The sequence below is a fragment of the Streptomyces jeddahensis genome (genome assembly GCF_001642995.1).
GTDB lineage: Bacteria > Actinomycetota > Actinomycetes > Streptomycetales > Streptomycetaceae > Streptomyces > Streptomyces jeddahensis.
Genome location: NZ_LOHS01000158.1, coordinates 13,115 through 38,539, shown reverse-complemented (window position 1 = coordinate 38,539; position 25,425 = coordinate 13,115). Strand labels below are relative to the sequence as shown.

Genomic DNA, 25,425 nt, shown 5'->3' with positions numbered 1-25,425 from the left:
ATCCTCAGATTCCCTGCCCGCACGCCTGCGGAGTGGGCGCTGCGCGACCCGGCGAACAGCGTCCACTGCGGAGAGAGTTCACGCCCTCCCTCGCGGCCGCGACTACAGCGCGCGCAGGCCGCCACTACAGCGCGCGCAGGCCGCGACTACAGCGCCCGCAGCGCCGCCGCCGTGGCCGCCGTCAACCCGGCCAAATAGCCCTTGGACAGATCACCCCTGACCACCACCGACCGCCAGTACAGCGGGCCGGAGATCAGGTCGAGGGCGAGGTCCTCGTCGACGCCTTCGCGCAGTTCACCGCGGGAGACGGCCGAGCGCAGGATGCCGCTCGCGACTCCGTGCTGACCCTCGCGGAGCGCCTTCTGCAGGGCCTGCTCGATCTCGGGGTTGCGGGCCGCCTCGGCCTGGAGGTCCGGGATGATCTGCGAGGCCACGGGGTGGCGCAGGGCGCGCGACGTCACCTCGTACAGCAGGCGCAGGTCGCCCTCGATCGACCCCGTGTCCGGCATCGGCAGGCCCTGCACCGCCACCGCCGAGACCAGGTCGAGTACGAGGTGCAGTTTGGAGCGCCAGCGCCGGTAGACGGCGGTCTTGCCGACCCCGGCGCGGCGCGCGATGCCCTCGATGGACATACGGGCGAAGCCCACGGCTGCCAGCTCCTCGAAGACGGCGGCACGGATGGCCTCCGTCACGTCCTCGCGGAGCACGGCCGCCCCGGCGGGCGCTCTACGGCGCGACTGGGCGTCGTTCGTCGTCATGCGCTCCAGCATAGGACGTTACGACGAAACGGTTGCGTTCCGACGTCCACGCGGCCTACTCTCAGCGTGACGACGAAACGGTCCCGTTGCGACGTATGCGTCCCGTCCCGACGCACGCCCGTCCCGACGTGGCACGTCTCGGCGTGGCCGTCTCGACCGGTCGTATGCGCCTCACCCTCCCTGACACCCGAGTGAAAGCAGCGGACGTGAGTCAGGTTCTCGATGCCACCCCCCAGCCGGCGCCCCAGCCTGCGCCCCGGACCGCGCCCGCCACGGCGGAGCCGGCCGAAGATGCCGCCGCCCTCGCCGCCCGGTACGGACTGACGGTCAGCGGCGCGCGCCCCTCCCTGCCCGCCTACGTGCGCCAACTGTGGGACCGGCGGCACTTCATCACCGCGTTCGCCACCGCCAAGCTCACCGCCCAGTACAGCCAGGCGAAGCTCGGACAGCTCTGGCAGGTCATGACGCCCCTGCTGAACGCGGCGGTCTACTACTTCATCTTCGGCGTGCTGATGAACACCAAGCACGGCGTCCCGGACTACGTCCCGTTCCTGGTCACCGGCGTCTTCGTGTTCACCTTCACGCAGAGCTCGGTGATGGCCGGGACCCGTGCGATCTCCGGCAGCCTCGGTCTCGTACGCGCCCTGCACTTCCCGCGCGCGGCGCTGCCGATCTCGTACTGCCTGCAGCAGCTCCAGCAGTTGCTGTTCTCGATGTGCGCGCTGGTCGTGATCCTGCTGGTGTTCGGTGTGCCGCCGACCGTGTCCTGGCTGCTGGTGATCCCCGCCCTGCTGCTGCAGTTCACCTTCAACACCGGCCTTGCGCTGATCATGGCCCGGATGGGCAGCAAGACCCCGGACATCGCCCAGCTGATGCCGTTCGTGCTGCGGACCTGGATGTACGTGTCCGGCGTGATGTGGAGCATCGACAAGGTGCTCAGCCACACGCAGCTGCCGGAGGCGGTGCGCGTCCTGCTCGAGGCGAATCCGGCGGCCATCTACATCGACCTGATGCGGTTCGCGCTCATCGACAGTTTCCATGCGGGCCAGCTCCCGCACCACGTGTGGGCGTGGGCCCTGGGCTGGGCGCTGCTCGCCGGCGTCGGCGGGTTCATCTACTTCTGGCAGGCAGAGGAGCAGTACGGCCGTGGCTGAGACAACCGACACCGCACGCGAGGGCGTGCGCGACATCGCAGGCGAGGCCGCGCACGACGCCGCGCGCTCCGCCGGGGCCGATAGCGCCGCCGGGCCCGGCGGCACCGGCGAGCCCGTCCCCACCGTCGTCGTCGACCGCGTCGACATCGTCTACCGCGTCAACGGCGCCAGCACCGGCCGCGGCACCGCAACCGCCGCGCTGAGCCGGATCCTGCGGCCCGGCCGGGCGGAGAAGGCCGCGGGCGTCCGCAAGGTGCACGCGGTCAAGGGCGTCTCCTTCACCGCGTACAAGGGCGAGGCCATCGGCCTGATCGGCACCAACGGCTCGGGCAAGTCCACCCTGCTCAAGGCCGTCGCCGGACTGCTGCCCGTGGAGAACGGACGGATCTTCACCCACGGCCAGCCCTCGCTCCTCGGCGTCAACGCGGCCCTGATGAACGACCTGACCGGCGAGCGCAACGTCTACCTCGGCGGACTGGCCATGGGCATGTCGCGCGAGCAGGTCCGCGAGCGCTACCAGGAGATCGTCGACTTCTCGGGCATCAACGAGAAGGGCGACTTCATCACCCTTCCGATGCGTACGTACTCCTCCGGCATGGCGGCCCGGCTCCGCTTCTCCATCGCCGCCGCCAAGGACCACGACGTCCTGCTGATCGACGAGGCGCTGGCCACGGGCGACCGGTCGTTCCAGAAGCGCTCCGAGGCCCGCATCCGCGAACTGCGCAAGCACGCCGGCACGGTCTTCCTCGTGAGCCACAACAACAAGTCCATCCGCGACACCTGCGACCGCGTGCTGTGGCTGGAGCGCGGCGAGCTCCGCATGGACGGGCCGACGGACGAGGTGCTGAAGGAGTACGAGGCCTTCACAAGCGGCACCGGCGGCAAGAAGGCCGCCTGAGACCGCCCTCCGAGCCTGAGACCTCCGAGCCCGAGGCCGCCCTCCGAGCCTGAGAGAGCCTCCCCGCCCCAACCGTATGTATCCATTTTGTCGCATCAAGCGATGACTTATTACGCTATGGGGAGCTGGGGGGCACCGCTCGAGGCAAGGAGTCCGTGTGCAGCCACGCCTGAGCGTCATCGTGTACGGACGCAATGTCCAGGGTCATCTCGAAGAGTGCCTGGACGGGATCTGCCGGGACGACGCCGGCGCCGACGTCGAGGTGATCGTCGCGGCGGTGGGCGCGCCCGCCCAGCGGGTCGCCGAGGTCCATGCCGCCCGCGACCCCCGCATCGTCCCCGTCGCCCTCCCCCAGGACACGACGGACGCCGCGGCGCGGGCGGCGGGCGCCGCGCAGGCCACGGGCCGCTGGCTGCAGTTCGTGCGTAGCACGGACGCCCTTCCTCCGGGGGCTCAACGGGCCGTCGCCGAGCACGCCGACGGCCTCCCCGAATCGGTGGACGTCCTGCTCTTCGATCACGTCCGCTCGACCTGGAACAGCCCGGGGACGGCCGGGCGGGACAGCCGGGTGCTGGCCAAGACGGGCCCTGTGCCCTTCGCGCTCGCGGACTTCCCCGGCCTGATGCGGGTCGCACCGCTGCTGGGCAACCGGGCGCTGCGCGCGGAGTTCTGGCGCGCGCACGCGGCCGACTTCCGCGAGCCGGACCCGGACGGCTCCCAGGAGGCCGACTCCCCTGCCGACGACGAGCTCTTCGCCGCATACGCCACGCTGCTCCACGCCACGAACGTCGCCTGCCTCGACCGCGTGTGCCTGGACCACCGCCAGGTGCGGGCGGGAGGTCTGCCGCCGCCCGGACCCGAGGAGTTGTACGCGCAGATCGGCCGGTACGAAGCCGTGCAGCGGCTCGCGGCCGACCGCGCGGCGCCCGCCGCGCTGCGCGCCACCGTGTACGACCTGATGGTCTCCGAGCTGCTGCGGATCATCGCGCGCGGCGGACAGCCGGAGCCGGTCCTGAGGGAGTTCTTCCACCGCGCGTCACGGGCCGCGGTCGCCTGGCGGCCCGAGGGCCGCGGCCGTGGCGCGGGACTGGGCGGCCTCCAGCGCTCGCTCCTCGAACAGGACGCCTACACCGAGTACCGTCTGCTGCAGGCCGCCAACCACAGGCAGCGCAAGGCCAGGTCGGCGTTCGCGGCCCGGAAGCGGAAGGTCAGGGCCAAGATCGGCGCCAAGGTCCGCGCCGTCGGCTACCACCAGGACCTCCGCCGCCCGGTCGACCCGCATCTCGCCGTCTTCTCCGCGTACTGGGACCGGGGCGTGGCCTGCAATCCCGCGGCGATCGCCGCTGAACTCGGCCGGCTCGCCCCGCACATCCATCCGGTGTGGGTGGTCTCCGCCGCGCGGGCGCCGCTGCTGCCGCCCGGCACCGACCATGTCGTGCCCGGCACCCGGCGCTACTGGGAGGTCATGGCCCGCGCCCGGTACTTCGTCAACAACGTCAACTTCCCGGGCGCCGTGGTGAAGCGCCCCGAGGCCGTCCACGTGATGACGCACCACGGCACCCCGCTCAAGCGGATGGGCCTGGACCAGCGGGAGTTCCCGGTGGTCTCCAAGGGCTTCAACTTCCGGGGCCTGCTGGCCCGTGTCGACAAATGGGACTACAGCGTCTCCGCCAACAGCCACTCCACGGAGGTGTGGGAGCGCGCCTATCCCGCGCACTACACATCGCTCGACTACGGCTATCCGCGCAACGACGTGTACTACCGGGCCCAGGCCGCCGACGTCCTCGCCATCCGCGAGAAGCTGGGCATCGCGCCGGGCAGGACGGCGATCCTGTACGCGCCCACGCACCGCGACTACGAGGCGAGCTGGACCCCGCGCCTCGACCTCGCCTCACTCGCCGAACGGCTGGGCGAGGACACCGCGATCCTGGTGCGCGGCCACTACTTCTACAGCGGCCCGGCAGCCCCGCCGCCCGCCCTGCGCAGGAGCGGCCGGATCATCGACGTGTCGTCGTACGACCCGGTGGAGGAGCTGGCACTGGCCGCGGACGCGCTGGTCACGGACTACTCGTCGATCATGTTCGACTACGCCAACCTGGACCGCCCGATCGTCGTGTACGCCGACGACTGGGAGATCTACGCGCAGACCCGCGGGGTCTACTTCGACCTGATGGAGGAGGCGCCGGGCCGGATCGCCCGCACCCAGGACGAGCTGGCGGAGATCTTCACCTCGGGGGCATGGCGCGACGAGGCCGCCGCGAAGGCGCGGGCCGCGTTCCGCCGCCGCTTCTGCGAGTTCGACGACGGGCACGCCGCCGAGCGGGTCGTACGCCGGGTGTTCCTCGGCGAGAGCGAGGAGTCCCTGGCGCCCGTCGTGCCCGTCGACGAGCGCACGCCCGCGCCCACGCCCGAGGAGGCCGCACGCCGATGAGCCCTAGCCTTTCCAGCCCGCCGGCCACGTCGGCGCCGTCGACCCCGCCGCCGACGCCCGACGTGACGGTGGTCGTCATCGTCTACAACGACGCCGAGCGGCTGCCGCGCGCCGTCGCCTCGGTGCGCCGCCAGACGCACGCGAACATCGAGATCGTCATCAGCGACGACCACTCGACGGACGCCACACCCGAGGTGGCGCGGGCGCTCGCCGCCGAGGACGACCGCATCATCAGCCTGCGGCTTCCGGAGAACAGCGGCGGCTGCAGCGCGCCGCGCAACCGCGCGCTCGACGTCGCCGGCGCCCCGTATGTGATGTTCCTCGACAGCGACGACGAACTCACCGACAACGCCGTCGAGTTGCTGCTCGCCGCGCACCGCGAACGGGACATCGACTTCGCGTTGGGCGCGGTCCAGCGGATCCGTGTCGACACCGGTGCCAAGTCGACGTGGATGCCCCGCCTGGTCGCCGAGCGGCGGACGGTGCCCGGCATCGAGGCGGAACCCCGGCTGTTCTTCGAGCACTTGTCGACCAGCAAGATGTACGCGCGCGCGTTCCTGGACCGGCACGGGCTGCGCTTCCCCGAGGGCATCCACTACGAGGACCAGCTGTTCTCCGCGCAGGCGTACTGCCTGGCCAGGTCCTTCACGATCCTCCCGGAGCCGGTCTACCGCTGGTACATAGATCCGTACGCCGACGCCGAAGCCGCCTCGATCTCCAACCAGCGGCACATGCTCGGCAATGTCAGGGACCGGGTCCACGTCCAGACCCTGATAGACGACTTCCTCGTCGAGAGCGGGCACGCGTCCGTCCGCGAGGACAAGGACCACAAGTTCCTCAAGCACGACTTCCGCATGTACGCGGGCGACCTGCCGTACCGCGACGAGGAGTGGCTGGCCGGCTTCGCGGAGATCGTCGACCCGTATCTCGCGACGCTCGCACCGGGCGCGTACGAGCGACTGCCGCGCGACGAACGGGTCGTCCTCCAGCTCGTCCGCGACGGGCGCCTCGCCGACGCCCGGATCGCCGCCCGGGCCCTCGGCCACGCGATGGCGCCGCGCACCGTCACCGCCGATGACGCGGGACGGCTCTACTGGGGCGAGCGGGTGCCGGACACCGAGTCGGCGCGGCGCGAACTCGACCTCACCGACCAGGGGCTCGAGGCGCGGTCCTTCCAGAGTGCGCGCTTCCGCCACGAGATCACGGACGTCACGCCGGTGGAGGGCGGGCCGGGCGCCTGCATCGACCTGCGGATCCGCACCTACGACCCTGGCCTGCGGCTTCCCGTCGGGCCGCACATCGCGACCCTCGCCATCACCCCCGGGCGCCGCCGGCTGACCACGCCCTTCCGCCTGGACCCGGTGCGGCCCGGCGTCTTCGAGGGCGGCGTACGCCTGGACCTGGCCGCCGCCACCCTGCCCCTGCACGGCTTCGACGGCGTCCGCCACCCGGTGCTGCAACTCGAGCAGCAGCGCCAGCGCAACACCGGACTGCTGCTCGCCCCGCTGTCGTTCCCGGCGATGACGACCCGCCTCGACTACCGGCATGGAGCAGCCCCGCACCGGGTGACGGTGGAGCCGGAGGGCCGCGGTGCCGGGCGGCTGCAGATCCGCTGGACGCCCCTCGGTGTCACCGCCCACGTCACGCGGCCGGTGGCACGGCGGGCCGCGAGGACGCGGGTGGGGCGCGCTGCGCGGGCCGTCGCGAGCGTGGTGGCTTGAGCGTGGTGGCCTGAGCGGCCCGGCAAGCGGTCGCCGGGCTCAGCCGACGACTTCGTACAGGATCTGGCCGTTCGGCCCGGACGCCACCCGCCGCAGGCCCGGGTCGGCGGCGGGCAGACCGCCGTCGCGCGGGCGCTGCACGATCCAGCGGACGCCGTAGCGGTGCAGGATGCTGAGGCGCTCGTCGCGCGGTGTGCCTGCGGCGAAGTAGCGTTCGACCGCGGCCAGGCGCTGCTGCTGGTCCGGGAGGAAGACGTCCGGGTAGCCCGGCGCCACGGTGTAGGGCCCGTACGCGGGGATCTGCCGGGCCGGGAAGGTCTTGGCCATCACCACGTCCCCGTACGGCACCCACGGGGTGATCCAGTGGTAGCCGTCCCAGGGCTTGCGGTACTTGTCCGCCACGGCCGCGGGCAGCAGACCGGGGCGGATCACGTAGCCGAGGGTCCCGGCCTGGGCCCAGGCACCGACGAGGAGCGCGGCGGCGAGGACGGCCGCGAAGCGCGTCGCCGGTCGCATGGCAGATGGCGCGCCAGGGCGCATGACAGGTCTCATGGCAGGAGCCCCCGCACGCCTGCCGCCCCACTCCGCGACCTCCAGCGCGGCGGCCAGCTGCGCCGGGATCAGGGCGGCGGGCAGGACGCGCCCCCATGAGTAGTGGCCGGTCAGCCAGCCGGCGGTGAACACCAGCGCACCCAGCAGAAAGAAGATCACCAGCGGATCGCGGCGATCACGGCGCCATCTGAGCACCAGCGCGGCGACCCCGACGAGCACCAGCCAGAAGCGGGGCAGCACGTCGCGGTAGAGGGGCCGGTGGATGTCGTCCAGATCCTGGGTGCCGAAGAGTGCGAAGAAGTCGTAGTACGGCCAGACCGCGAGGACCGCGACGCCCAGCACGAGCCCCGTACCGAGCCGGACCCAGGCGCTCCGGACGGGCCAGGGCCGCGCACCCAGCACCACGGCCAGCGCCCCGAACGACGCGACCACACCCGAGAACTGGTGGCTGAGCAGAATGACCGCCCACAGCAGCCCCAGCCCGGCGAAGGTCCGGGGGCCGGCCGGTTCCGAGCCCGCCGGTGCCGAGCCCGCCGGTCCCGGCAGCGCCTTCCGCAGCAGCGCCCAGAAGTGGAAGGACAGCGCCAGCGCGAACGTACTGGGATAGGAGACCGTCAGGGCCAGCGAGCCCAGCCCGAGGAAGCCGCTCCACTCGAACAGCTGCGTGCCCCACAGAAACAGCAGGCAGAGGAGGGCGAGCGGCACGGCGGCACGGCGGGCACTGAATGTCCGGACGAACTGCCGCACCCCCGTCACCAGCAGCACGAGACTGATCAGCGCGCCGATCCGCAGCACGACGAACACGGAAAGGCCGGTGACCTTGGCGAAGGAGCCGAGCAGCACGGTCCACGGCGAGTAGTACGGGCTCGGGGTGTCCTCGGCCACGAGCGGATTGCCGGGATCGAACAGACTGTGGCGCAGCCGCTCTGTCGTGGCTGCGTGGATCCCGAGATCCCCGATCCAGGGAAGCCGCACGACGACGGCGAGCATCAGAACAAGAACGAGCAGAACAGCACTCTGCATGGTTCTGCGGATGATCACAAAACCGACGATAGCGCCGTCCGGTTGTGGGCAGGCGTTCCGCAGGGCGGAACGGGTGGGCACAACCACCCACGACCGGCACCCGACAACGCAGATGGGGGCGCCAAGGCCGAAGGCCCACAGCACCCCCCATCGCGTCAGTTATGCGTACGCAACATCGTCCGCATAGTCCGCATAGCCACCGACAACACCGCCAGATCGAAGCTCTCCGAGCTTCGGATCTCCTCGAGCGTCGACCGCGCCCGCGCCAGCAGCGCCGCGTTCCTCTCCTCCCACGCCTTGAACCGCTGCTCCGGCGTGGAGGTCCCGTTGCCCACGGCGAGGACGTCCGCGGTGAGTGCCGCGTGCGCCGCGTACAGGTCCTCGCGGATCGACACGCGCGCCATGGACTGCCACCGGTCGGCGCGCGGCAGCTCGATGATGCGGTCCATGAGCTCGGTGATGCCGAGGCGGTCGGCGAGGTCGTAGTAGACCTCGGCGACGGCCATCGGGTCCTTGCCCATGCGGTCGGCGACCGCGACGATGTCAAGCGCCGGGAAGACGGACGAGAACCCGGCGACGCGCTGGGCGAGCTCCTCCGGCACGTCGGCGCCGGTCAGCTCGTCGAAGATGCGCTGGTACCACTCGGCGTCCGCGCCGCGCAGCAGCTTCGGCAGCTCGGACCAGACCTGCGCCACGCCCTCGCTGAAGAAGTCGATGGTCTCGGCGAGCTGCAGCGGCTGCGGCCGGTTGTTGAGCAGCCAGCGCGTGCCCCGCTCGACGAGGCGGCGCGAGTGCAGCCGGATACGGGTCAGCACGTCGGCGGCGACGCTGTTGTCGAGGCCCTCGACCGCGTCCCACACCTCGGCCAGGCCGAAGATCTCACGCGCGGACAGGTGCGCCCGCACGATCTCCTCGGTGGAGGCGCCCGTCTCCTCCCGCAGGCGGTGCAGGATGGTCGTACCGCCCGTGTTGACCGTGTCGTTGACCAGCAGGGTCGTGACGATCTCCCGGTGCAGGGCGTGCGCCTCGATCTGGTCGGGGAACTTCTCGCGCAGCGCCTGCGGGAAGTACGCGAACAGCAGCCGCTTCAGGTACTGGTCGTCCGGCAGCGGCGTGCCGATGAGCTCCTCGGCTGTGGTGATCTTGTTGTAGGCGAGGAGGACGGCCAGCTCGGGCTGGGTGAGCCCGCGTCCGGTGTTGAGCAGTTCGCGGATCTGCCGGTCGCTCGGCAGAAACTCGAGGGCCCTGTCCAGGCGGCCTTCGCGGCCCAGCCGGCGCATGATCCGCTGGTGGACGTGGAGCAGGTCCGGGGACTGCGCGACGGCGTTGGCCAGGGCCACGTTCTGCGCGTAGTTGTTGCGCAGCACGAGGTTGCCGACCTCGTCGGTCATCTCGGCGAGCAGAGCGTTGCGCTGCTTGACGGTCATGTCGCCGTCCGTGACGACCGCGTTCAGCAGGATCTTGATGTTCACCTCGTGGTCGGAGGTGTCCACGCCCGCGCTGTTGTCGATCGCGTCCGTGTTGATCTTGCCGCCGTGGCGCGCGAACTCGATACGGCCCAGCTGGGTCAGGCCGAGGTTGCCGCCCTCGCCGACAACCTTCACCCGCAGGTCGGCGCCGTCGACGCGGATCGCGTCGTTCGCCTTGTCGCCGACGTCGGCGTGCGTCTCGGCGGACGACTTCACGTACGTGCCGATGCCGCCGTTCCACAGCAGGTCGACGGGCGCCTTGAGGATCCGCTGCATCAGCTCGGCAGGCGTCATCCGGGCGACCCGGCCCTCGATGCCCAGCGCCTGGCGGATGTGCGAGTTGAGCTGCACGGACTTCGCCGAGCGCGGGAAGACGCCGCCGCCGGGCGACAGCAGCTCCGTGTTGTAGTCGGCCCAGGAGCTGCGCGGCAGCTCGAACAGGCGCCGCCGCTCGGCGTACGAGACGGCCGCGTCCGGGGTCGGGTCGATGAAGATGTGCCGGTGGTCGAAGGCGGCGACCAGGCGGATGTGCTCGCTGAGCAGCATGCCGTTGCCGAACACGTCACCGGACATGTCGCCGATGCCGACGACCGTGAAGTCGTCCGCCTGCGTGTTCACGCCCAGCTCCCGGAAGTGCCGCTTGACGGACTCCCAGGCGCCGCGGGCCGTGATGCCCATGCCCTTGTGGTCGTAGCCCGCAGAGCCGCCGGAGGCGAAGGCGTCGCCGAGCCAGAAGTTGTAGGTCTGGGCGACCTCGTTGGCGATGTCGGAGAAGGTGGCGGTGCCCTTGTCGGCGGCCACGACGAGGTACGTGTCGTCGCCGTCGTGCCTGACCACCTCGGCCGGGGGCACGACCTCGCCGGCCACCAGGTTGTCGGTGATGTCGAGCAGCGCCGAGATGAAGGTCTTGTAGCAGGCGATGCCCTCGGCCAGCCACGCGTCGCGGTCCACGGACGGGTCCGGCAGCTGCTTGGCGACGAATCCGCCCTTCGCGCCGACCGGCACGATGACGGTGTTCTTCACCATCTGCGCCTTCACCAGGCCGAGGATCTCCGTACGGAAGTCCTCACGCCGGTCGGACCAGCGCAGGCCCCCTCGCGCGACCTTGCCGAACCGCAGGTGCACACCCTCGACGCGCGGCGAGTACACCCAGATCTCGTACGCCGGACGCGGCGCCGGAAGATCGGGGATGGCCTGCGGGTCGAACTTCATGGAGACGTACCCGTGCGGCTTGCCGCCCCCGGCCTCCTGGAAGAAGTTGGTGCGCAGCGTCGCCTTGATGACGGTGAGGAAGGAGCGCAGGATCCGGTCCTCGTCGAGCGAGGCGACCTGGTCGAGCGCGCCGTCCAGCTCCTCGAGGAGCGCGTCCGTCAGCTCGGTGCCCATGCGCTGCCGGTCCGGGGACATCCGGGCCTCGAACAGGGACACGAGCAGCCGGGTGGTGTGGACGTTGTTGCAGAGGGTGTCCTCCATGTAGTCCTGGCTGAACTTCGACCCGGCCTGGCGCAGGTACTTGGCGTAGGCGCGCAGCACCATCGCCTGCCGCCAGGTGATTCCGGCGCGCAGGACGAGGGAGTTGAAGCCGTCGTTCTCGGCCTGCCCGGTCCAGACGGCCGCGAAGGCCTGCTGGAACTGCTCACGGCCGTCCTCGCCGAGGTAGTCGCCGTTGTGGGCGCCCGCCGCCTTGGGCATGCGCAGCCCGAAGTCGTAGATCCACGCGGTCGAACGGTCCGAGCAGCGCAGCTCGTACGGGCGCTCGTCGGTGACCTCGACGCCGAGACGGTTCAGCACGGGAAGCACGGCGGAGAGGGAGATCGGGTCACCCAGGCGGAAAATCTTGAAGCGCCGCTCGCCGGGGGCGGCTCCCACCGGCTCGTACAGGGAAAGACCGAAGTCCCGGTCCTGCTGCGTGAGCTCTTCGAGGTGGAGGATGTCCGCGACGGCGGCGCGCGGGGAGTGGTCGGCCTTGTAGCCCTCGGCGAAGGCACTGCCGTACCGGCGCAGCAGCGCGGCGGCGCGCTCCTCGCCGACCTCGGCGTTCAGCGCCTCCGCGAAACCGTCGGCCCAGGACCGGGCGGCCTCGACGAGCCGGGCCTCGATACGCTCCTTGTCCGCGTCGCTCAGCTTCGGCAGCTCGGTGCCGGGCGCCACGCGGACGACGAAGTGCAGGCGGGAGAGGATCGACTCGGTGTTCCAGGCGGTGAAGTCGACGCTGGTGCCGTTCAGCTCCTCCTTGAGGATGTCGATGATCCGCAGCCGGACGCCCGTGGTGTAGCGGTCGCGCGGCAGGTAGACGAGGGCCGAGTAGTAGCGGCCGTACTCGTCCTTGCGCAGGTACAGCCGCAGCCGGCGGCGTTCCTGCAGGTAGAGGACGCTCGTCGCGATGGAGCGCAGCTCGTCGACCGGGGTCTGGAAGAGCTCGTCGCGCGGGTAGGTCTCCAGGATCTGGAGCAGGTCGCGGCCGTCGTGGCTGTTGGGCGAGAAGCCCGCACCCTGCAGCACCTCGTCGACCTTGCGCCGGATGACCGGCACGCGCCGCACCGACTCGGTGTACGCGGCCGAGGAGAACAGCCCGAGGAAGCGGCGCTCGCCGACGACATTGCCGTCCGCGTCGAACTTCTTCACGCCGACATAGTCGAGATACGACGGCCGGTGCACGGTCGCCCGGCTGTTCGCCTTCGTCAGCACCAGCAGCTTGTGCTCGCGCGCCTTGGCCCGGACGTCGGCCGGCAGACGGCTGAAGGACGGGCTCACCGGGTGGTGCTCCTCGACTGCGTGGTGCGGGTCCGATCGCAGTATGCCGAGACCGGTGCCGGGAACGGCGGTGAGCGAGTCGTCGTCCCGGAGCTCGTACTCCCGGAAGCCGAGGAACGTGAAGTGGTCGTCCGCGAGCCAGCGCAGCAGCTCACGGGCCTCGTCGACCTCCTGGTCGCGCAGGTCGTCGGCGGTGGGTTCGGTGGGCAGATCGTCGGCGATGCGCAGCGCGGCGTCGCGCATCTTCTCCCAGTCCTCGACGGCCTCCCGGACGTCGGAGAGCACCCGCAGCAGGTCGGAGGTGATCTGCTTCAGATCGGCGCGGTCGGTCTCGCGGTCGAACTCGACGTGGATCCAGGACTCGGTGACAGCGTCGTGCGGCAGCGGCTGCGTGGCTGCCGGGGTCTTCGGTGCGACGTCGAGGTCGGCATCGCGGGCGGCCTCGGAGGCCGCGGCCAGTACGGCGAGGCCGGGGTGCCCGGGCGTGCCGGGGGGCAGGAGTTCGAGGAGCTTGCCGGTGATGTCGCGGCGGACGACCACCTGGGGATGGATGACGACGTGGATGCCGCGGCCCTGGCGCGACAGCTCGTTGGTGACCGAGTCGACGAGGAAGGGCATGTCGTCGGTGACGACCTCGACCACGGAGTGGCTGCAGGTCCAGCCGTTCTCCTCGACGGTCGGCGTGTGGACCCTGACGTTCGCGGTGCCCTGGGGGCGGTTCTCGGCCAGTCGGTAGTGGGAGAAAGCGGCTCCGAAGACATCGACCGGGTCGCGGCCGGCAAGGTCCTCTGGTGCGGTGTGCAGGTAGTAGCGCTGGAGGAACGCGAGCACCGTCTCCTGGTCGGGTGTGCCCTTGTCCGTTTCCCCAGTCGGTAGATACCCCCCGACCGGACTGTTCTCAGCTACCCGTGCCGCCCGTGCGAGCAGCTCGGCCTTGGCTTCGTCCAGCTTGGTCTGCATTGTCCTCTTGGCTCCTGTCGCGCGCCGTTGCGAGACGTAGAAGAAGTGATGCGACGCAACGCCACGACGCGGGGTCTCCGGTCGGAGTCGACGTTATGCCGCGATGAGAGATGAGAGGGGCGTTATGAGCCAATCTTGAGCATTCCGATGGCCTCGGTGCTCCCGGGTGTTCCAGGGGTCCCGATGGCGTCGCCGGCCTCGCCGGCCCACCCCCTCCGTGCGGACCAGCGACCGCCCGGGCACGGATGTCCTCCGTGTGCTCCGGGCGCAGGGCAGGGGCGACGACGCCCCCGCGGGATATCGCGCTGATCACGGCACCAAGGCTATCGCTCTGTACGGGTGCCCCGTCATGAGCCGTATGTGTACAAATCCAGCGGGGGAAGTTTGACGTTCTGCACAGGGACACGCCGCGCGGAATGTGGCTGGCGTGGGGGTGGCGGCGGCGCGACGGTGGTGCGGACGGGGTCGGCACAGCGCACGATGGAGATACCCGAAACGACGCACGGCCGACGCAGGGCCCCTTGGCAAGGACGGGCACCGCAGGCACGTTGGGCGAAACGTCCGAGCGAAACGTCCGGCTCAGCCGGGAAGGTCGAGCGAGGGGAGCGCAGCGCAATGGCACCCAAGATCCTTATCGTGACCGGGGACGCAGCGGAGTCACTGGAGGTCCTCTACCCCTACCAGCGCCTGCTCGAGGAGGGATACGAGGTCCACATCGCGGCCCCGACCCGCAAGAAGCTGCAGTTCGTGGTCCACGACTTCGAGCCGGGCTTCGACACGTACACGGAGAAGCCGGGCTACACCTGGCCCGCCGACCTGGCCTTCGCCGACGTCGACCCAGGTCAGTACGTGGCCGTGGTCGTCCCGGGCGGCCGGGCCCCGGAGTACCTCCGCAACGACCCCGAGCTCCGCAAGATCCTCAAGTCGTTCTTCGACTCCGACAAGCCGGTGGCGCAGATCTGCCACGGCCCGCTGCTGACGGCGGCCGTGGACGGCCTGCGCGGACGCCGCGTCACGGCGTACCCGGCCCTGGAGCCCGACATGCAGGCGGCAGGCGCCACCTTCAAGGACACCGAGGCCGTCGTCGACGGCACCCTGATCTCCTCCCGGGCCTGGCCGGACCACCCGGGCTGGATGCGGGAGTTCCTGACGGTACTGCGAGCAAAGGCACCGGTCAGCTGAGGCTCAGGCCGCCGGGGACCCCCCGGCGCCCAGCCGCTCGGCCTCCGCCACCGCCTCCGCCAGACTGTCCACGACAGGGACCCCCATCTCCTCCAGGCTGGCCCGGCTGTGCGAGCCCCCCGTGTAGAGGACGGCCTGCGCCCCCACCCGCAGAGCGGCCGTCGCATCGTCGGCAGCGTCACCGATGACCACCGTGCGCTCCGGTTCCACCCGGGCGAGCGCTGCCAGGTGCCGCACCATGTGCTCCGCCTTGCTGCCCCCGGAGGGCCCGGTCCGCCCGTCGATCCGTATGAAGCGCGGCCCGATGCCGAACCCCCTCACCAGCGGCACCAGGTCGTCGTGCCCGTACATGCTGAGGATCGACTGGCTGTGGCCCGCCGACTGCCAGTCGGCGAGGAGCACCTCAGCACCGTCGGCGAGCCTGCACGCCGCGCGCCACTCCGTGTAGTGCCGGTGGAAGGCCTCGTCCATGACCTCCCACTCCGCGTCCGTCGGCAGCCGGCCCATCAGGCGCTCGTAGAACCGGGGGATCGGCACGCAGTACAGCTCGCGGTACTCCTCCAGCGTGATCGGCTCCAGGCCTATCTCCGCGAAGGCGGCGTTCGTCGCGCCGATGACCGCGTCGTTGTCGTGGAACAGCGTGCCGTTCCAGTCCCACACGATGTGCGCTGCGTGCTTCCCCATAACCTGAGAACGTACCCGCCCCCACTGACAATCCCGCGGGGGCCAGGCACGTTCGGGCTGGTGCGGGCTGGAAGCGGCCACCGCCCGCCTCAGCGCGGCGGGCGACAGCCGAGCTCAGCCGATGAGGTTCGGGATCTCCTGCGTCGCGTACCACAGCAGCTCGTGGTCCTCCGCGCCGTCCACGACGAACTGGGCGTCGTCGTCGCCCTGGTCCGCCGCGCCCAGGGCGACCGCCGCCGCAGACACGTCCGCCTCGGCGTCGTCCGCGTCCACGTGCACCGCCGCCGCCTTGGCCAGCGGCACCGCGACCGCGATCCGGACCTCGCCGAGTGCGGCGGGGTCGAGCCCGCGGTCGGGGTCGGCCACCGCGGCCCCGTCCGGTACGTCCACAGCGACGACGACACGTCGCCGAGGGGCCCCCGGGTCGGTGGCGATCAGCCGGAGCGAGGCGAGTGCCGCGCGGTTCAGCGCCGCGTACTCGAGCTCCTCGATGTCGTCCGAGAGGTACCACTCACGCAGCGCGGGCGTCACCGCATAGGCGGTCAGCGGTCCGGGGCCCAGCTCGCCCGTCTTGTGCGCCTCGGCGAGACCGTGAAGGGTCAGGGGGACGTAGACGCGCATACTGGCCGCTTTCGTAGTCGGAATTCATGCCGCCGGCGCCGCCGGAAGACCTTCAGGATACGTGCCGGGAGTCCCCCTTCGTGGCCCGGTGAGAGACCGGCCCGGCGTCGACAGGGCGGCTTCCCGCACACCCCGCATACCCCGCCCAGACCAGGCCCTGACCGGCCTTAACGCCCCCTCCATCACCCTGATAGGTGAACTTCCACGCCGCCTCCGCCGCCCCCTGCTGCTCCTTGCGGGCCGCTCCCACCGCCTCGTACAAGATCTCCGACAGGAAGCTACTGCCCGGTATCCGCCGGGCCGCAAGGGAACGGGGGCGACCCACTGTGAACAAGGTGATGACGAGGTCGAAGCAGAACGGGCCCGGCTCCGCCACGCGCCCGCCCGGCCGTCGCGACACACGTCGTCCGGCCGGCGCCCCGCCGAGGGCGACCCCGCCGGGACCGCCGCGTCGGCCCCACGACCTCTTCGCCGACCACCTGCTGGCCGTGCTCAGCGGGCAGCGCCCGGTGCACTCGATGCTTCGGCACACCGCCGGCAGGGCCTACGACGAACTGGTCTGGCTGGCCGAGCACTCTCCGCTGCGCACCGGCAGCTACAGGCCCGTCGTACGCGACATCGGCTACGAGATCCCGCGCCCCGGAGCCATCGAGGCCTTCGCCCGCATCGCCGCCGGCGAACAGCTCAGCGCCATGGCCTTCCGCCTGGAACGCGGCCCCGACCAACGCTGGCGCTGCACAGCAATCGACCTGGGCCTCCGGGGAATGCCCCGCCCCACAGACGAGTAACAGCATCGCCGCTCGCCACTACCGCCGGTGGCAGCAACGCCGCCACCGCTGCGGGCAGCACCGCTGCTACCGCTGTGGGCAGGCGTTCCGCAGGGCGGAACGGGTGGGCACAGCACCACGACGGCGGGTGCCCTGACGCCTGAGGAGAACCCCGACGGCAGGGGCGGACCGAAGGACCGCGGGCAGCAGCCGCACCACAAAGAGGGGCCGGGCGCCCAAGCGCCCGACCCCTCAAACAGCTACGCGTCGCAGACAACCGTCACTTCTTGCGACGCCGCCCACCCTTCTGCTGCTTACGCCGCTCCGCCCGAGTAAGCCCATCCCCCTCGGCCCGCGCCGCCGGCGCCTCCCCGTTCGTGAAGTCGCCCTCGATAATGCCACCCTCCCCGTCCACCGTGGGCGCGGAGAAGTGCAGCCGGTCCGGCCGCTGCGGCGTGTCGAGCCCCTTGGCACGGATCTCGGGCCGGGCGCCGCCGCCCGAGGCGGCACCCGCAGGCACGGCGTCCTGCACACCGCTCTTCTGCAGGGACGGAGCCGGCGCCGCGTCCTCCACCGGGACCTCCTCGACCTGCTGCTCGACCTGGACCTCCAGGTTGAACAGGTAGCCGACGGACTCCTCCTTGATGCCGTCCATCATGGCGGTGAACATGTCGAAGCCCTCGCGCTGGTACTCGACCAGGGGGTCCTTCTGCGCCATGGCGCGCAGGCCGATGCCCTCCTGGAGGTAGTCCATCTCGTAGAGGTGCTCACGCCACTTGCGGTCCAGGACCGACAGGACGACCCGGCGCTCCAGCTCACGCATGATCTCGGAGCCGAGCTGCGCCTCCCGCGCTTCGTACTGCTCGTGGATGTCGTCCTTGATGGACTCGGAGATGAACTCCGCGGTGAGGCCTGCGCGGTCGCCCGCCGCGTCCTCCAGCTCCTCGATGGTGACCTTGCAGGGGTAGAGCTGCTTGAAGGCGCCCCACAGCCGGTCGAGGTCCCACTCCTCCGCGAACCCCTCGGCGGTCTCCGCCTCGATGTACGCGTCGATGGTGTCGTCCATGAAGTGCTGGATCTGCTCGTGCAGGTCCTCGCCCTCGAGGACGCGGCGCCGCTCGCCGTAGATGACCTCACGCTGCCGGTTGAGGACCTCGTCGTACTTGAGGACGTTCTTCCGGGTCTCGAAGTTCTGCTGCTCGACCTGCGACTGGGCGGACGCGATCGCGCGCGTGACCATCTTGTTCTCGATCGGCACGTCGTCCGGGACGTTGGCCATCGCCATCACGCGCTCGACCATCTGGGCCTTGAACAGGCGCATCAGGTCGTCGCCCAGCGACAGGTAGAAGCGGGACTCGCCCGGGTCGCCCTGACGGCCGGAGCGACCGCGCAGCTGGTTGTCGATGCGCCGCGACTCATGGCGCTCGGTGCCCAGCACATACAGCCCGCCGAGGTCCTTGACCTCCTCGAACTCCGCCTTGACGGCCTGCTCGGCCTTCTCCAGGGCGGCGGGGAGGGCCGCGGCCCACTCCTCGATGTGCTCATCGGGGTCGAGGCCGCGCTGGCGCAGCTCCGCCTCGGCGAGGTCTTCGGGGTTGCCGCCGAGCTTGATGTCCGTACCACGGCCGGCCATGTTCGTGGCGACCGTGACGGCGCCCTTGCGACCGGCCTGGGCGACGATCGCGGCCTCACGCTCATGGTGCTTGGCGTTGAGGACCTCGTGCTGGATGCCGCGCTTGGACAGCTGCTGCGAGAGGTACTCGGACTTCTCGACCGAGGTGGTGCCGACGAGGATCGGCTGGCCCTTCTCGTGCTTCTCGACGATGTCGTCGACGACCGCCTCGAACTTGGCGACCTCGGTGCGGTAGATCAGGTCCGACTGGTCCTTGCGGATCATCGGCTTGTTGGTGGGGATCGGGACGACGCCGAGCTTGTAGATCTGGTGGAACTCGGCGGCCTCGGTCATCGCCGTACCGGTCATGCCCGAGAGCTTGTCGTAGAGGCGGAAGAAGTTCTGCAGGGTGATCGTGGCGAGGGTCTGGTTCTCGTCCTTGATGTCCACCCCTTCCTTCGCCTCGATCGCCTGGTGCATGCCCTCGTTGTAGCGACGGCCGGCGAGGATACGGCCGGTGTGCTCGTCGACGATCATGACCTCGCCGTCGATGACGACGTAGTCCTTGTCCTTCTTGAAGAGCTCCTTGGCCTTGATGGCGTTGTTCAGGTAGCCCACAAGCGGGGTGTTGACGGACTCGTAGAGGTTGTCGATGCCCAGCCAGTCCTCGACCTTGGTGACGCCGGACTCGTGGATGGCGACGGTGCGCTTCTTCTCGTCGACCTCGTAGTCCCCGGTCTCCTCGATGCCCTTGAGCTGATTGCCCGGCTCGCCTCGCTTGAGGCGGGTGACCAACTTGGCGAAGTCGCCGTACCACTTGGTGGCCTGGTCGGCGGGGCCGGAGATGATCAGCGGCGTACGGGCCTCGTCGACGAGGATGGAGTCGACCTCGTCGACGATCGCGAAGTTGTGGCCGCGCTGGACCAGTTCCTCCTTCGACCACGCCATGTTGTCGCGGAGGTAGTCGAAGCCGAACTCGTTGTTCGTGCCGTACGTGATGTCGCACGCGTACTGCTCGCGGCGCTGCGCCGGAGTCATGTTCGCCAGGATGCAGCCGACCGAAAGGCCCAGGAACTTGTGGACGCGGCCCATCATCTCGGAGTCGCGCTCGGCCAGGTAGTCGTTGACCGTGATCAGGTGCACGCCCTTGCCGGACAGCGCGTTCAGATACGCGGGCAGGGTGCCGACCAGGGTCTTGCCCTCACCGGTCTTCATTTCGGCGACATAGCCGAGGTGGAGCGCGGCGCCGCCCATGAGCTGCACGTCGTAGTGGCGCTGGCCGAGGACGCGCTTGGCAGCCTCACGGACAGTGGCGAAGGCTTCGGGGAGCAGGTCGTCGAGGCTGTCCCCGCTCTTGCCGTCGCTGTCGACCCACTCCTGGTAGCGCTCCTTGTACTCATCGGTGAGTGCGCGCAGCTCGGCGTCGGAGAGGCTCACGAAGTCCTCTTCGATGGAGTTGACCTGGTCCGCGATGCGGTGCAGCTTGCGCAGGATCTTGCCTTCGCCTGCACGCATGATCTTCGAGAGGACGGACACGGGGGTTGGTCTCCTTGCCGGTCGGGCCTGGCACGGTCGGTTTCCATTTGACTGCTGGGGCAACGGCCATCGTATGCGAGGACCCCACCGCGCCGGGAGGTCTGCCGTGGCGACAGCCACTAGGACCAACGGGCGGGGCGCTTCGAAGGTGCCGCGATCCCGCTGCGAATTGTGACGGCCTGATCACCGGCCCCCTGGTAGGCCCCTCCCCGACGTCCGGATATCCGCGCACAGGGCCGCCCGGGAATGTGGTGGCGTCCGTAAGGACGCCCGAGCAGAATCGGCCGATGGAACCCGTCACGCTCACCACCGACCGCCTCCTGCTCCGCACCGTGGACGGCGACGACTCCGACGCCGTGTACGCGGCCTGCCAGGATCCCGACATCCAGCGCTGGACCACCGTTCCGTCGCCGTATCTGCGCGAGCACGCGGAAAGTTTCGTCGGTCAGCTGGTGCCCGACGGCTGGCGGGACGGCTCGATGTTCACGCTGGGCGTCTTCCTGCGGGACGGCAGCCGGCGGGGCGGCGCTCTGGTCGCGATGGTGGGCATCACCATGCGCTCGCTGGGCACCGGAGAGATCGGCTTCTGGGCGACCAAGGAGCACCGCGGCAGGGGCTACGTCACAGAGGCGGCGCTCACCGTCTCCCGGTGGGCGTTCACGAGCGTGGGCATCGACCGCGTGGAGTGGCGGGCGGAGGTCGGCAACGAGGCCTCCCGCGCGGTGGCCCGGCGGGCCGGTTTCGCGATGGAGGGCACGCTGCGTTCAGCGATCAACCACCAGGGCGTGCGCCGTGACTGCTGGGTAGGCTCGCTGCTCCCGTCGGACCTGGGCCTGCCGTCGACGGCGCCGTATCTCCCTCCCAGGGGGGCCTGAACTCGGCGGTCCGGGCCCGTTGTCGGTGGCACGCCCTATCGTGCGGGGCATGACGACTCCGCCGCGTCCCATCGCCGATCTCTCCGCCGACGAGGCCCGCCGCATAGCCCTGCGCGCACAGGGATTCCTGGGCGCCCCGGACCGCAGGGCGGGCGTGCGCGGTGTGCTGCGGCACCTCGGCGCGGTCCAGCTCGACACGATCTCGGTGCTGGCCCGCTCGCACGAGCTCATCCCGTACGCCCGCCTGGGCGCCGTGGGGCGTCAGACGGTGGAGGACGCCTACTGGACGCAGGGCGCCGGCGGTGCCCCGCACGCCTTCGAGTACTGGTCGCACGCGGCGTGCATCCTGCCCGTCGAGGAGTGGCCGCACTTCGCCTTCCGCCGCCGCGCCTACCGCGCCCGCCCGCACTGGCACCACGACCTGCCGGACGGTGCGTACGACCAGGTCATCAAGCAGCTGCGCGCCGAAGGGCCGCTGACCGCCACGGAGCTGGGCGGTGCGAAGAACGGCGGCGAGTGGTGGGACTGGTCCGGGTCCAAGGTCGCCGTGGAGCGCGCCCTGATGTACGGCGAGGTGGTGTGCACGGAGCGTCGCGGCTGGAAGCGCGTGTACGACCTCGCGGAGCGCGCGATCCCCGACGATCTCCTCCACGACGAACTGGACGACACGGAGTGCCTGCGCCGCCTGGTGCGCCTGGCCGGCCAGTCGCTCGGCGTCGGCACGCGCGCGGACATCGCCGACTACCACCGCCTCAAGGGCGAGCAGGTCGACGAGGTGATCGCGGACTCGGGGCTGGTGCCGGTGGCCGTGGAGGGCTGGTCCAAGCCCGCCTGGGCCGACCCTGCGGCGCTGGAGACAGTGCCGCGCGGCCGGCATCGTACGACGCTGCTGTCCCCGTTCGACTCGCTGATCTGGGAGCGGACGCGCACGGAGCGGCTGTTCGGCTTCACGCACCGCCTGGAGGCGTACGTGCCGAAGCCGAAGCGGGTCCACGGCTACTTCGCGATGCCGGTGCTGGCCGGGGGCCGGCTGGTCGGACGGGTGGACCCGGCGCGCCAGGGCCGGACGCTGGTCGCCAGGCAGGTGTCGCTCGAGGGCCGCAAGGCCGTCCGCGCCGTGGCGGAGGCGCTGGTCGAGGCCGCGAGCTGGGTGGGCTGCACCGATGTACGCGTGGAGCGGCTGGACCCGGAGGAGCTCCGGGAGCCGCTGTCGGCGGAACTGGCGCGCGAACTCGCCTGACGGACTCGTCGGCTACCGGACGGGCAGGACCTGATCTCGGTCTCGGTCACCGGCCAGGACCTGGCCCCGGTCCGCCGGATCTCAGATCTGCCGGGATCTCAGGTCAGCGGATCCCAGTCACCGGATCTCGAGGATCTTCTCCCGCATCGCGTACACCACCGCCTCCATCCTGGAGTGCAGCTGCAGCTTCTCCAGGATGTTGCGCACATGGTTCTTCACGGTGTTCTCGCTGATGAACAGCTCCTTGGCGATGTCGCGGTTGTTCATCCCGGTCGCCACGAGTTTGAGGACCTCGAGCTCGCGGTCGGTGAGCCGCGGGGCGGGCACGAGGCGCCGCTCGTCCGTGCGCTGGATCATCGACTTGAACTCGGTGAGCAGCTTCGAGGCCATCGACGGACTGATCTGCGACTGCCCGTCGGCCACGGCACGGATCGCGGTGGCCACCTCGTCGGTGGAGATCTCCTTGAGGAGGTAGCCCGTGGCGCCCGCCTTGATCGCGTCGTAGAGGTCGGCTTCCTCGTCGCTGATCGTCAACATGATGATCTTGGCGCTGGGAGCCACCTCCTTGATGGAGGTGCACGCCTCGATGCCGCCGCGCTTGGGCATCCGGACGTCCATGAGCACGATGTCGGGCAGCAGGTCGGCGGCCTTGTCGACGGCCTCCGCGCCGTCGCCGGCCTCCCCCACGACCTGGATGTCCTCCTCGGCGGCAAGCACGATCTCGAGGCCGCGGCGGAAGAGGGCGTGATCGTCCACCACGAGGACCCTGATGGGCTCGTTCCGCGGGGAGCCCCCGTCCGGTCCCATGGCGACGGCGCCGTCGCCGGCGTCCTCGTCATGCATCGGTCCGAAGCTGTCCGCCATCGTTCCTCCCCCTGAAGGCCGTGGCCTGTGTTCCTGAGGTGCCCGGTCTGTGCTGCCAGGTGGGTCCTGCGCCAACCCGTGGTGGACGCCCACCGGTTGGCGTGACCGCCATGATTTCATGCCCGGACGACAACGGGGCGACAGCGCCGGATCGGAGGGGTCGCACAGGGGTGCCCCCGGGGGCGCACGCGCACGCCAGGGGCACCGGTCCTGCGGTCACACCGGGGCGTCAGCCGCCGAGCGCACCGCCCGCTTCGGCCGACGGCGGCTGGGCCACCATGGGGTCTGTGGAGAGGTGGATGACGCCGTAGTCGTAGGCGTGCCTCCGGTAGACGACGCTGGGTTCCTTCGTCTCGGAGTCGACGAACAGATAGAAGTCGTGCCCGACCAGCTCCATCTCGTAGAGAGCCTGGTCGAGCGTCATCGGAGCCGCCACGTGGGTCTTCTCGCGGACTACGAGCGGGCCTTCCCCCCTGACCTCAAGGGAGCCCATCTTCTTCGTCGGCACGCCCTCGGTCTCTTCTTCTTCCCTGACGAGCGTGCCGTCCCCATTGAGCGTCGCCGCACCGGGGACCCGGTCCGCCACCTCGGCTGCCGACAACCTGCCCGTACCGCGCCGCGTGTGCCGCTTGTCGTGCTGCTTGCGCAGCCGCGCCTCGAGCTTGTCGGCCGCCATGTCCAGCGCCGCGTACGGGTCACTGGCCGCGGCCTCTGCTCGGATCACCGGACCGCGGGTACGGAGCGTGATCTCCACCCTGTCGCTGCGGTCGGCCTGTCGGGGATTGGGCTCCTTGGACACCTCGACGTCGAGGCTGATCACCTTGCCATCGAGCTTCTGGATCTTCTCCAGCTTCAGCTTTTCGGCCACGTGCTTCCGGAACCGCTCGGGCACCTCGGTCTTGCGGCCCTTGACGACGATGTCCACGCAGAACTCCGTTCCCGGATCGCTCCGCGTCGGCGCGGAGCATCTCCCTTTTGCACCAGGTCCCGGGATGCCCCGGGAGCCTCGGACTTGGTGACTTCCACCTCCTCCTCCCCCATGGGCAAGATCTCCACCCCGCCGGCCGGGTGATTACAGAAAAGCCCCACGGCCAGGCATTCGGATATACGAGGGATGGCGACCGCCATTCCTCACACCCGAACATATCTCGCCCGGACGGATGTCGTCACCCTCTACCGCGGCGTACCTCCATTCAAGTGCATTAACCCGATTACTTCCTGCAACGACGCATGTTGTCAGGCGGTTCCGGATTATTCGAAGGAATCGGGGGTGGCAGCGACGACGGCGGCGCTGATCGCGTTCACCGGTGCGCTCCTCGGGAGCATTACCCCGGCTGCTGTCGTCGATGCTTCCCAGGTTCTTCCTCCACCGCCCCTTCTCGCCGCCGGGTCCGCTCCACGTGTCCTCCATGTCCTCCCCGCTCCGGCCTGTCCGTCCACACAGGCGGCCTGTCCGTCCGCACAGGCGGCGCGGACGGCCCGTGCAGCCTCCGTCAGCGAGGCGCCCGTCGTCATGAGGTCGTCCACCAGGACGATCGGGCCGCCTCCTCGCAGCAGCCGTGCGCCTCCGGCAGCCACCTCCAGGGCCCCCGTCAGGTTGGCGAGGCGCTGCCGTGAGTTCAGCCCCGACTGATCGGCCACCGGGCGCCTCTGGCGCAGTACGGCGAGCACCCCGGCAGGGATCCCTGCGCCGCGCAGCTCGCGGGCCGCGGCGAGCGCGATCCGCCGCGCCGGATCGTGCCCACGCGCCCGTACAGCCCGCCGTGCCGACGGCACAGGCACCAGCAGCAACGGCCCGCACTCCGTGACCTCGGCTCGCCCGGCGCCATCCTGCCCGGCCCACACACATGCGGCCCGCCCACGCGTCACATGCTCTTCACCCCCTCCGTGCACGCACCCCGCAGTCCCATGCCCCTGCCGTACTCCGGCGCTCACCGCTCCCGCCAGCGCCTCGCCCAACGGCCGGGCGAGACCGAGCACGCCCCGCTCCTTGTGCGCGAGCAGCACCGCCCGCACCGCGTCCGCGTACGGTGCCGCCGCGTGTACCACAGGCAGGCCCGCCGGCTCCGGCACCGGCCGCACCCGGCACGGAGCACGACCGCACAAGGCCCCGTGGCACTGCGTGCAGAGCGCCGTGCGAGGCCGTCCGCAGCCTCCGCACTCGGCCGGCAGCACCAGGTCGGTGAGGTCCTGCCACCACCCCCGCATGCAGTCCACTGTGCCCCTGCGGAAGCGGCGCTGCCACCCCTGTGGATAACCCCTGGCAACGCCCTGTGGACAACGTGTCGCGCGGCGGCAGAAGGGCCTGCTGCGCCAGCATCAGG

Annotated in this window: 17 protein-coding genes; 8 read left to right on the top strand and 9 right to left on the bottom strand. The window is 70.4% G+C overall.

From position 1 onward, the window contains the following. Positions 1 to 146 precede the first annotated feature (146 nt). Positions 147 to 770: a TetR/AcrR family transcriptional regulator gene (locus tag STSP_RS32275; protein ID WP_067284568.1), complete on the bottom strand. Its 624-nt coding sequence runs from the start codon at positions 768 to 770 to the stop codon at positions 147 to 149. A 194-nt stretch (positions 771 to 964) separates the two neighbouring features. Between STSP_RS32275 and STSP_RS32270 the strand changes: the two genes are divergently transcribed. The 4 genes from STSP_RS32270 to STSP_RS32255 all read left to right on the top strand — a co-directional run bounded on the left by STSP_RS32270 (position 965) and on the right by STSP_RS32255 (position 6,962). Continuing rightward, a complete protein-coding gene (locus STSP_RS32270; RefSeq protein WP_067284606.1) occupies positions 965 to 1,912 on the top strand; it encodes an ABC transporter permease in 948 nt (315 codons plus the stop codon). A 145-nt stretch (positions 1,913 to 2,057) separates the two neighbouring features. Next, complete coding sequence (locus STSP_RS32265) at positions 2,058 to 2,810, top strand: ABC transporter ATP-binding protein (RefSeq protein WP_067284605.1); 753 nt, start codon at positions 2,058 to 2,060, stop codon at positions 2,808 to 2,810. A gap of 157 nt (positions 2,811 to 2,967) precedes the next feature. After that, the gene (locus STSP_RS32260) at positions 2,968 to 5,241 is read left to right on the top strand and encodes a CDP-glycerol glycerophosphotransferase family protein (protein WP_067284567.1); all 2,274 of its coding nucleotides are present in this window, start codon (positions 2,968 to 2,970) and stop codon (positions 5,239 to 5,241) included. After that, positions 5,238 to 6,962, top strand: coding sequence for a glycosyltransferase family 2 protein (locus tag STSP_RS32255; RefSeq protein ID WP_067284566.1), 1,725 nt, complete (start codon positions 5,238 to 5,240; stop codon positions 6,960 to 6,962). Before STSP_RS32260 ends, STSP_RS32255 begins: the two co-directional genes overlap by 4 nt. Before the next feature lie 39 nt (positions 6,963 to 7,001). Here STSP_RS32255 and STSP_RS32250 read toward each other — a convergent pair whose 3' ends face one another. Further along, positions 7,002 to 8,537: a hypothetical protein gene (locus STSP_RS32250; protein ID WP_067284604.1), complete on the bottom strand. Its 1,536-nt coding sequence runs from the start codon at positions 8,535 to 8,537 to the stop codon at positions 7,002 to 7,004. Between the two features lie 155 nt (positions 8,538 to 8,692). Continuing rightward, complete coding sequence (locus tag STSP_RS32245) at positions 8,693 to 13,720, bottom strand: NAD-glutamate dehydrogenase (RefSeq protein ID WP_067284565.1); 5,028 nt, start codon at positions 13,718 to 13,720, stop codon at positions 8,693 to 8,695. 615 nt (positions 13,721 to 14,335) lie between these two features. Here STSP_RS32245 and STSP_RS32240 point away from each other — a divergent pair. Then, the gene (locus STSP_RS32240) at positions 14,336 to 14,902 is read left to right on the top strand and encodes a DJ-1/PfpI family protein (protein ID WP_067284564.1); all 567 of its coding nucleotides are present in this window, start codon (positions 14,336 to 14,338) and stop codon (positions 14,900 to 14,902) included. Between the two features lie 3 nt (positions 14,903 to 14,905). Here the strand turns inward: STSP_RS32240 and STSP_RS32235 are convergent, their stop codons facing one another. Both STSP_RS32235 and STSP_RS32230 read right to left on the bottom strand, forming a co-directional pair. Beyond that, a complete protein-coding gene (locus STSP_RS32235; RefSeq protein WP_067284563.1) occupies positions 14,906 to 15,586 on the bottom strand; it encodes an HAD family hydrolase in 681 nt (226 codons plus the stop codon). Between the two features lie 114 nt (positions 15,587 to 15,700). Next, positions 15,701 to 16,207, bottom strand: a complete 507-nt coding sequence (locus tag STSP_RS32230) for a DUF6912 family protein (protein WP_067284562.1) — start codon at positions 16,205 to 16,207, stop codon at positions 15,701 to 15,703. A gap of 326 nt (positions 16,208 to 16,533) precedes the next feature. Here STSP_RS32230 and STSP_RS32225 point away from each other — a divergent pair, with 326 nt between their 5' ends. Beyond that, entirely contained in the window at positions 16,534 to 16,995 is a 462-nt protein-coding gene (locus STSP_RS32225; RefSeq protein WP_067284561.1) for an Rv3235 family protein, read from the top strand. Between the two features lie 259 nt (positions 16,996 to 17,254). On the opposite strand, the gene secA is transcribed toward STSP_RS32225, so the two are convergent. Further along, positions 17,255 to 20,122 (bottom strand): preprotein translocase subunit SecA, encoded by a 2,868-nt coding sequence (gene secA / locus STSP_RS32220; RefSeq protein WP_067284560.1) that lies wholly within the window; start codon positions 20,120 to 20,122, stop codon positions 17,255 to 17,257. Positions 20,123 to 20,409: 287 nt separating this feature from the next. Between secA and STSP_RS32215 the strand changes: the two genes are divergently transcribed. Together STSP_RS32215 and STSP_RS32210 are read left to right on the top strand one after the other, a co-directional pair. Continuing rightward, positions 20,410 to 20,997: a GNAT family N-acetyltransferase gene (locus STSP_RS32215; protein ID WP_067284559.1), complete on the top strand. Its 588-nt coding sequence runs from the start codon at positions 20,410 to 20,412 to the stop codon at positions 20,995 to 20,997. A 49-nt stretch (positions 20,998 to 21,046) separates the two neighbouring features. Then, a complete protein-coding gene (locus STSP_RS32210) occupies positions 21,047 to 22,237 on the top strand; it encodes a winged helix-turn-helix domain-containing protein (RefSeq protein WP_067284558.1) in 1,191 nt (396 codons plus the stop codon). A gap of 117 nt (positions 22,238 to 22,354) precedes the next feature. On the opposite strand, the gene STSP_RS32205 is transcribed toward STSP_RS32210, so the two are convergent. The 3 genes from STSP_RS32205 to STSP_RS37825 form a co-directional block, all read right to left on the bottom strand. Further along, positions 22,355 to 23,101 (bottom strand): response regulator, encoded by a 747-nt coding sequence (locus tag STSP_RS32205; RefSeq protein WP_067284557.1) that lies wholly within the window; start codon positions 23,099 to 23,101, stop codon positions 22,355 to 22,357. A gap of 229 nt (positions 23,102 to 23,330) precedes the next feature. Further along, entirely contained in the window at positions 23,331 to 24,026 is a 696-nt protein-coding gene (hpf, locus tag STSP_RS32200) for a ribosome hibernation-promoting factor, HPF/YfiA family (protein ID WP_067284556.1), read from the bottom strand. Between the two features lie 326 nt (positions 24,027 to 24,352). Then, the gene (locus STSP_RS37825; RefSeq protein WP_078067679.1) at positions 24,353 to 25,309 is read right to left on the bottom strand and encodes a ComF family protein; all 957 of its coding nucleotides are present in this window, start codon (positions 25,307 to 25,309) and stop codon (positions 24,353 to 24,355) included. Positions 25,310 to 25,425: the final 116 nt, after the last annotated feature.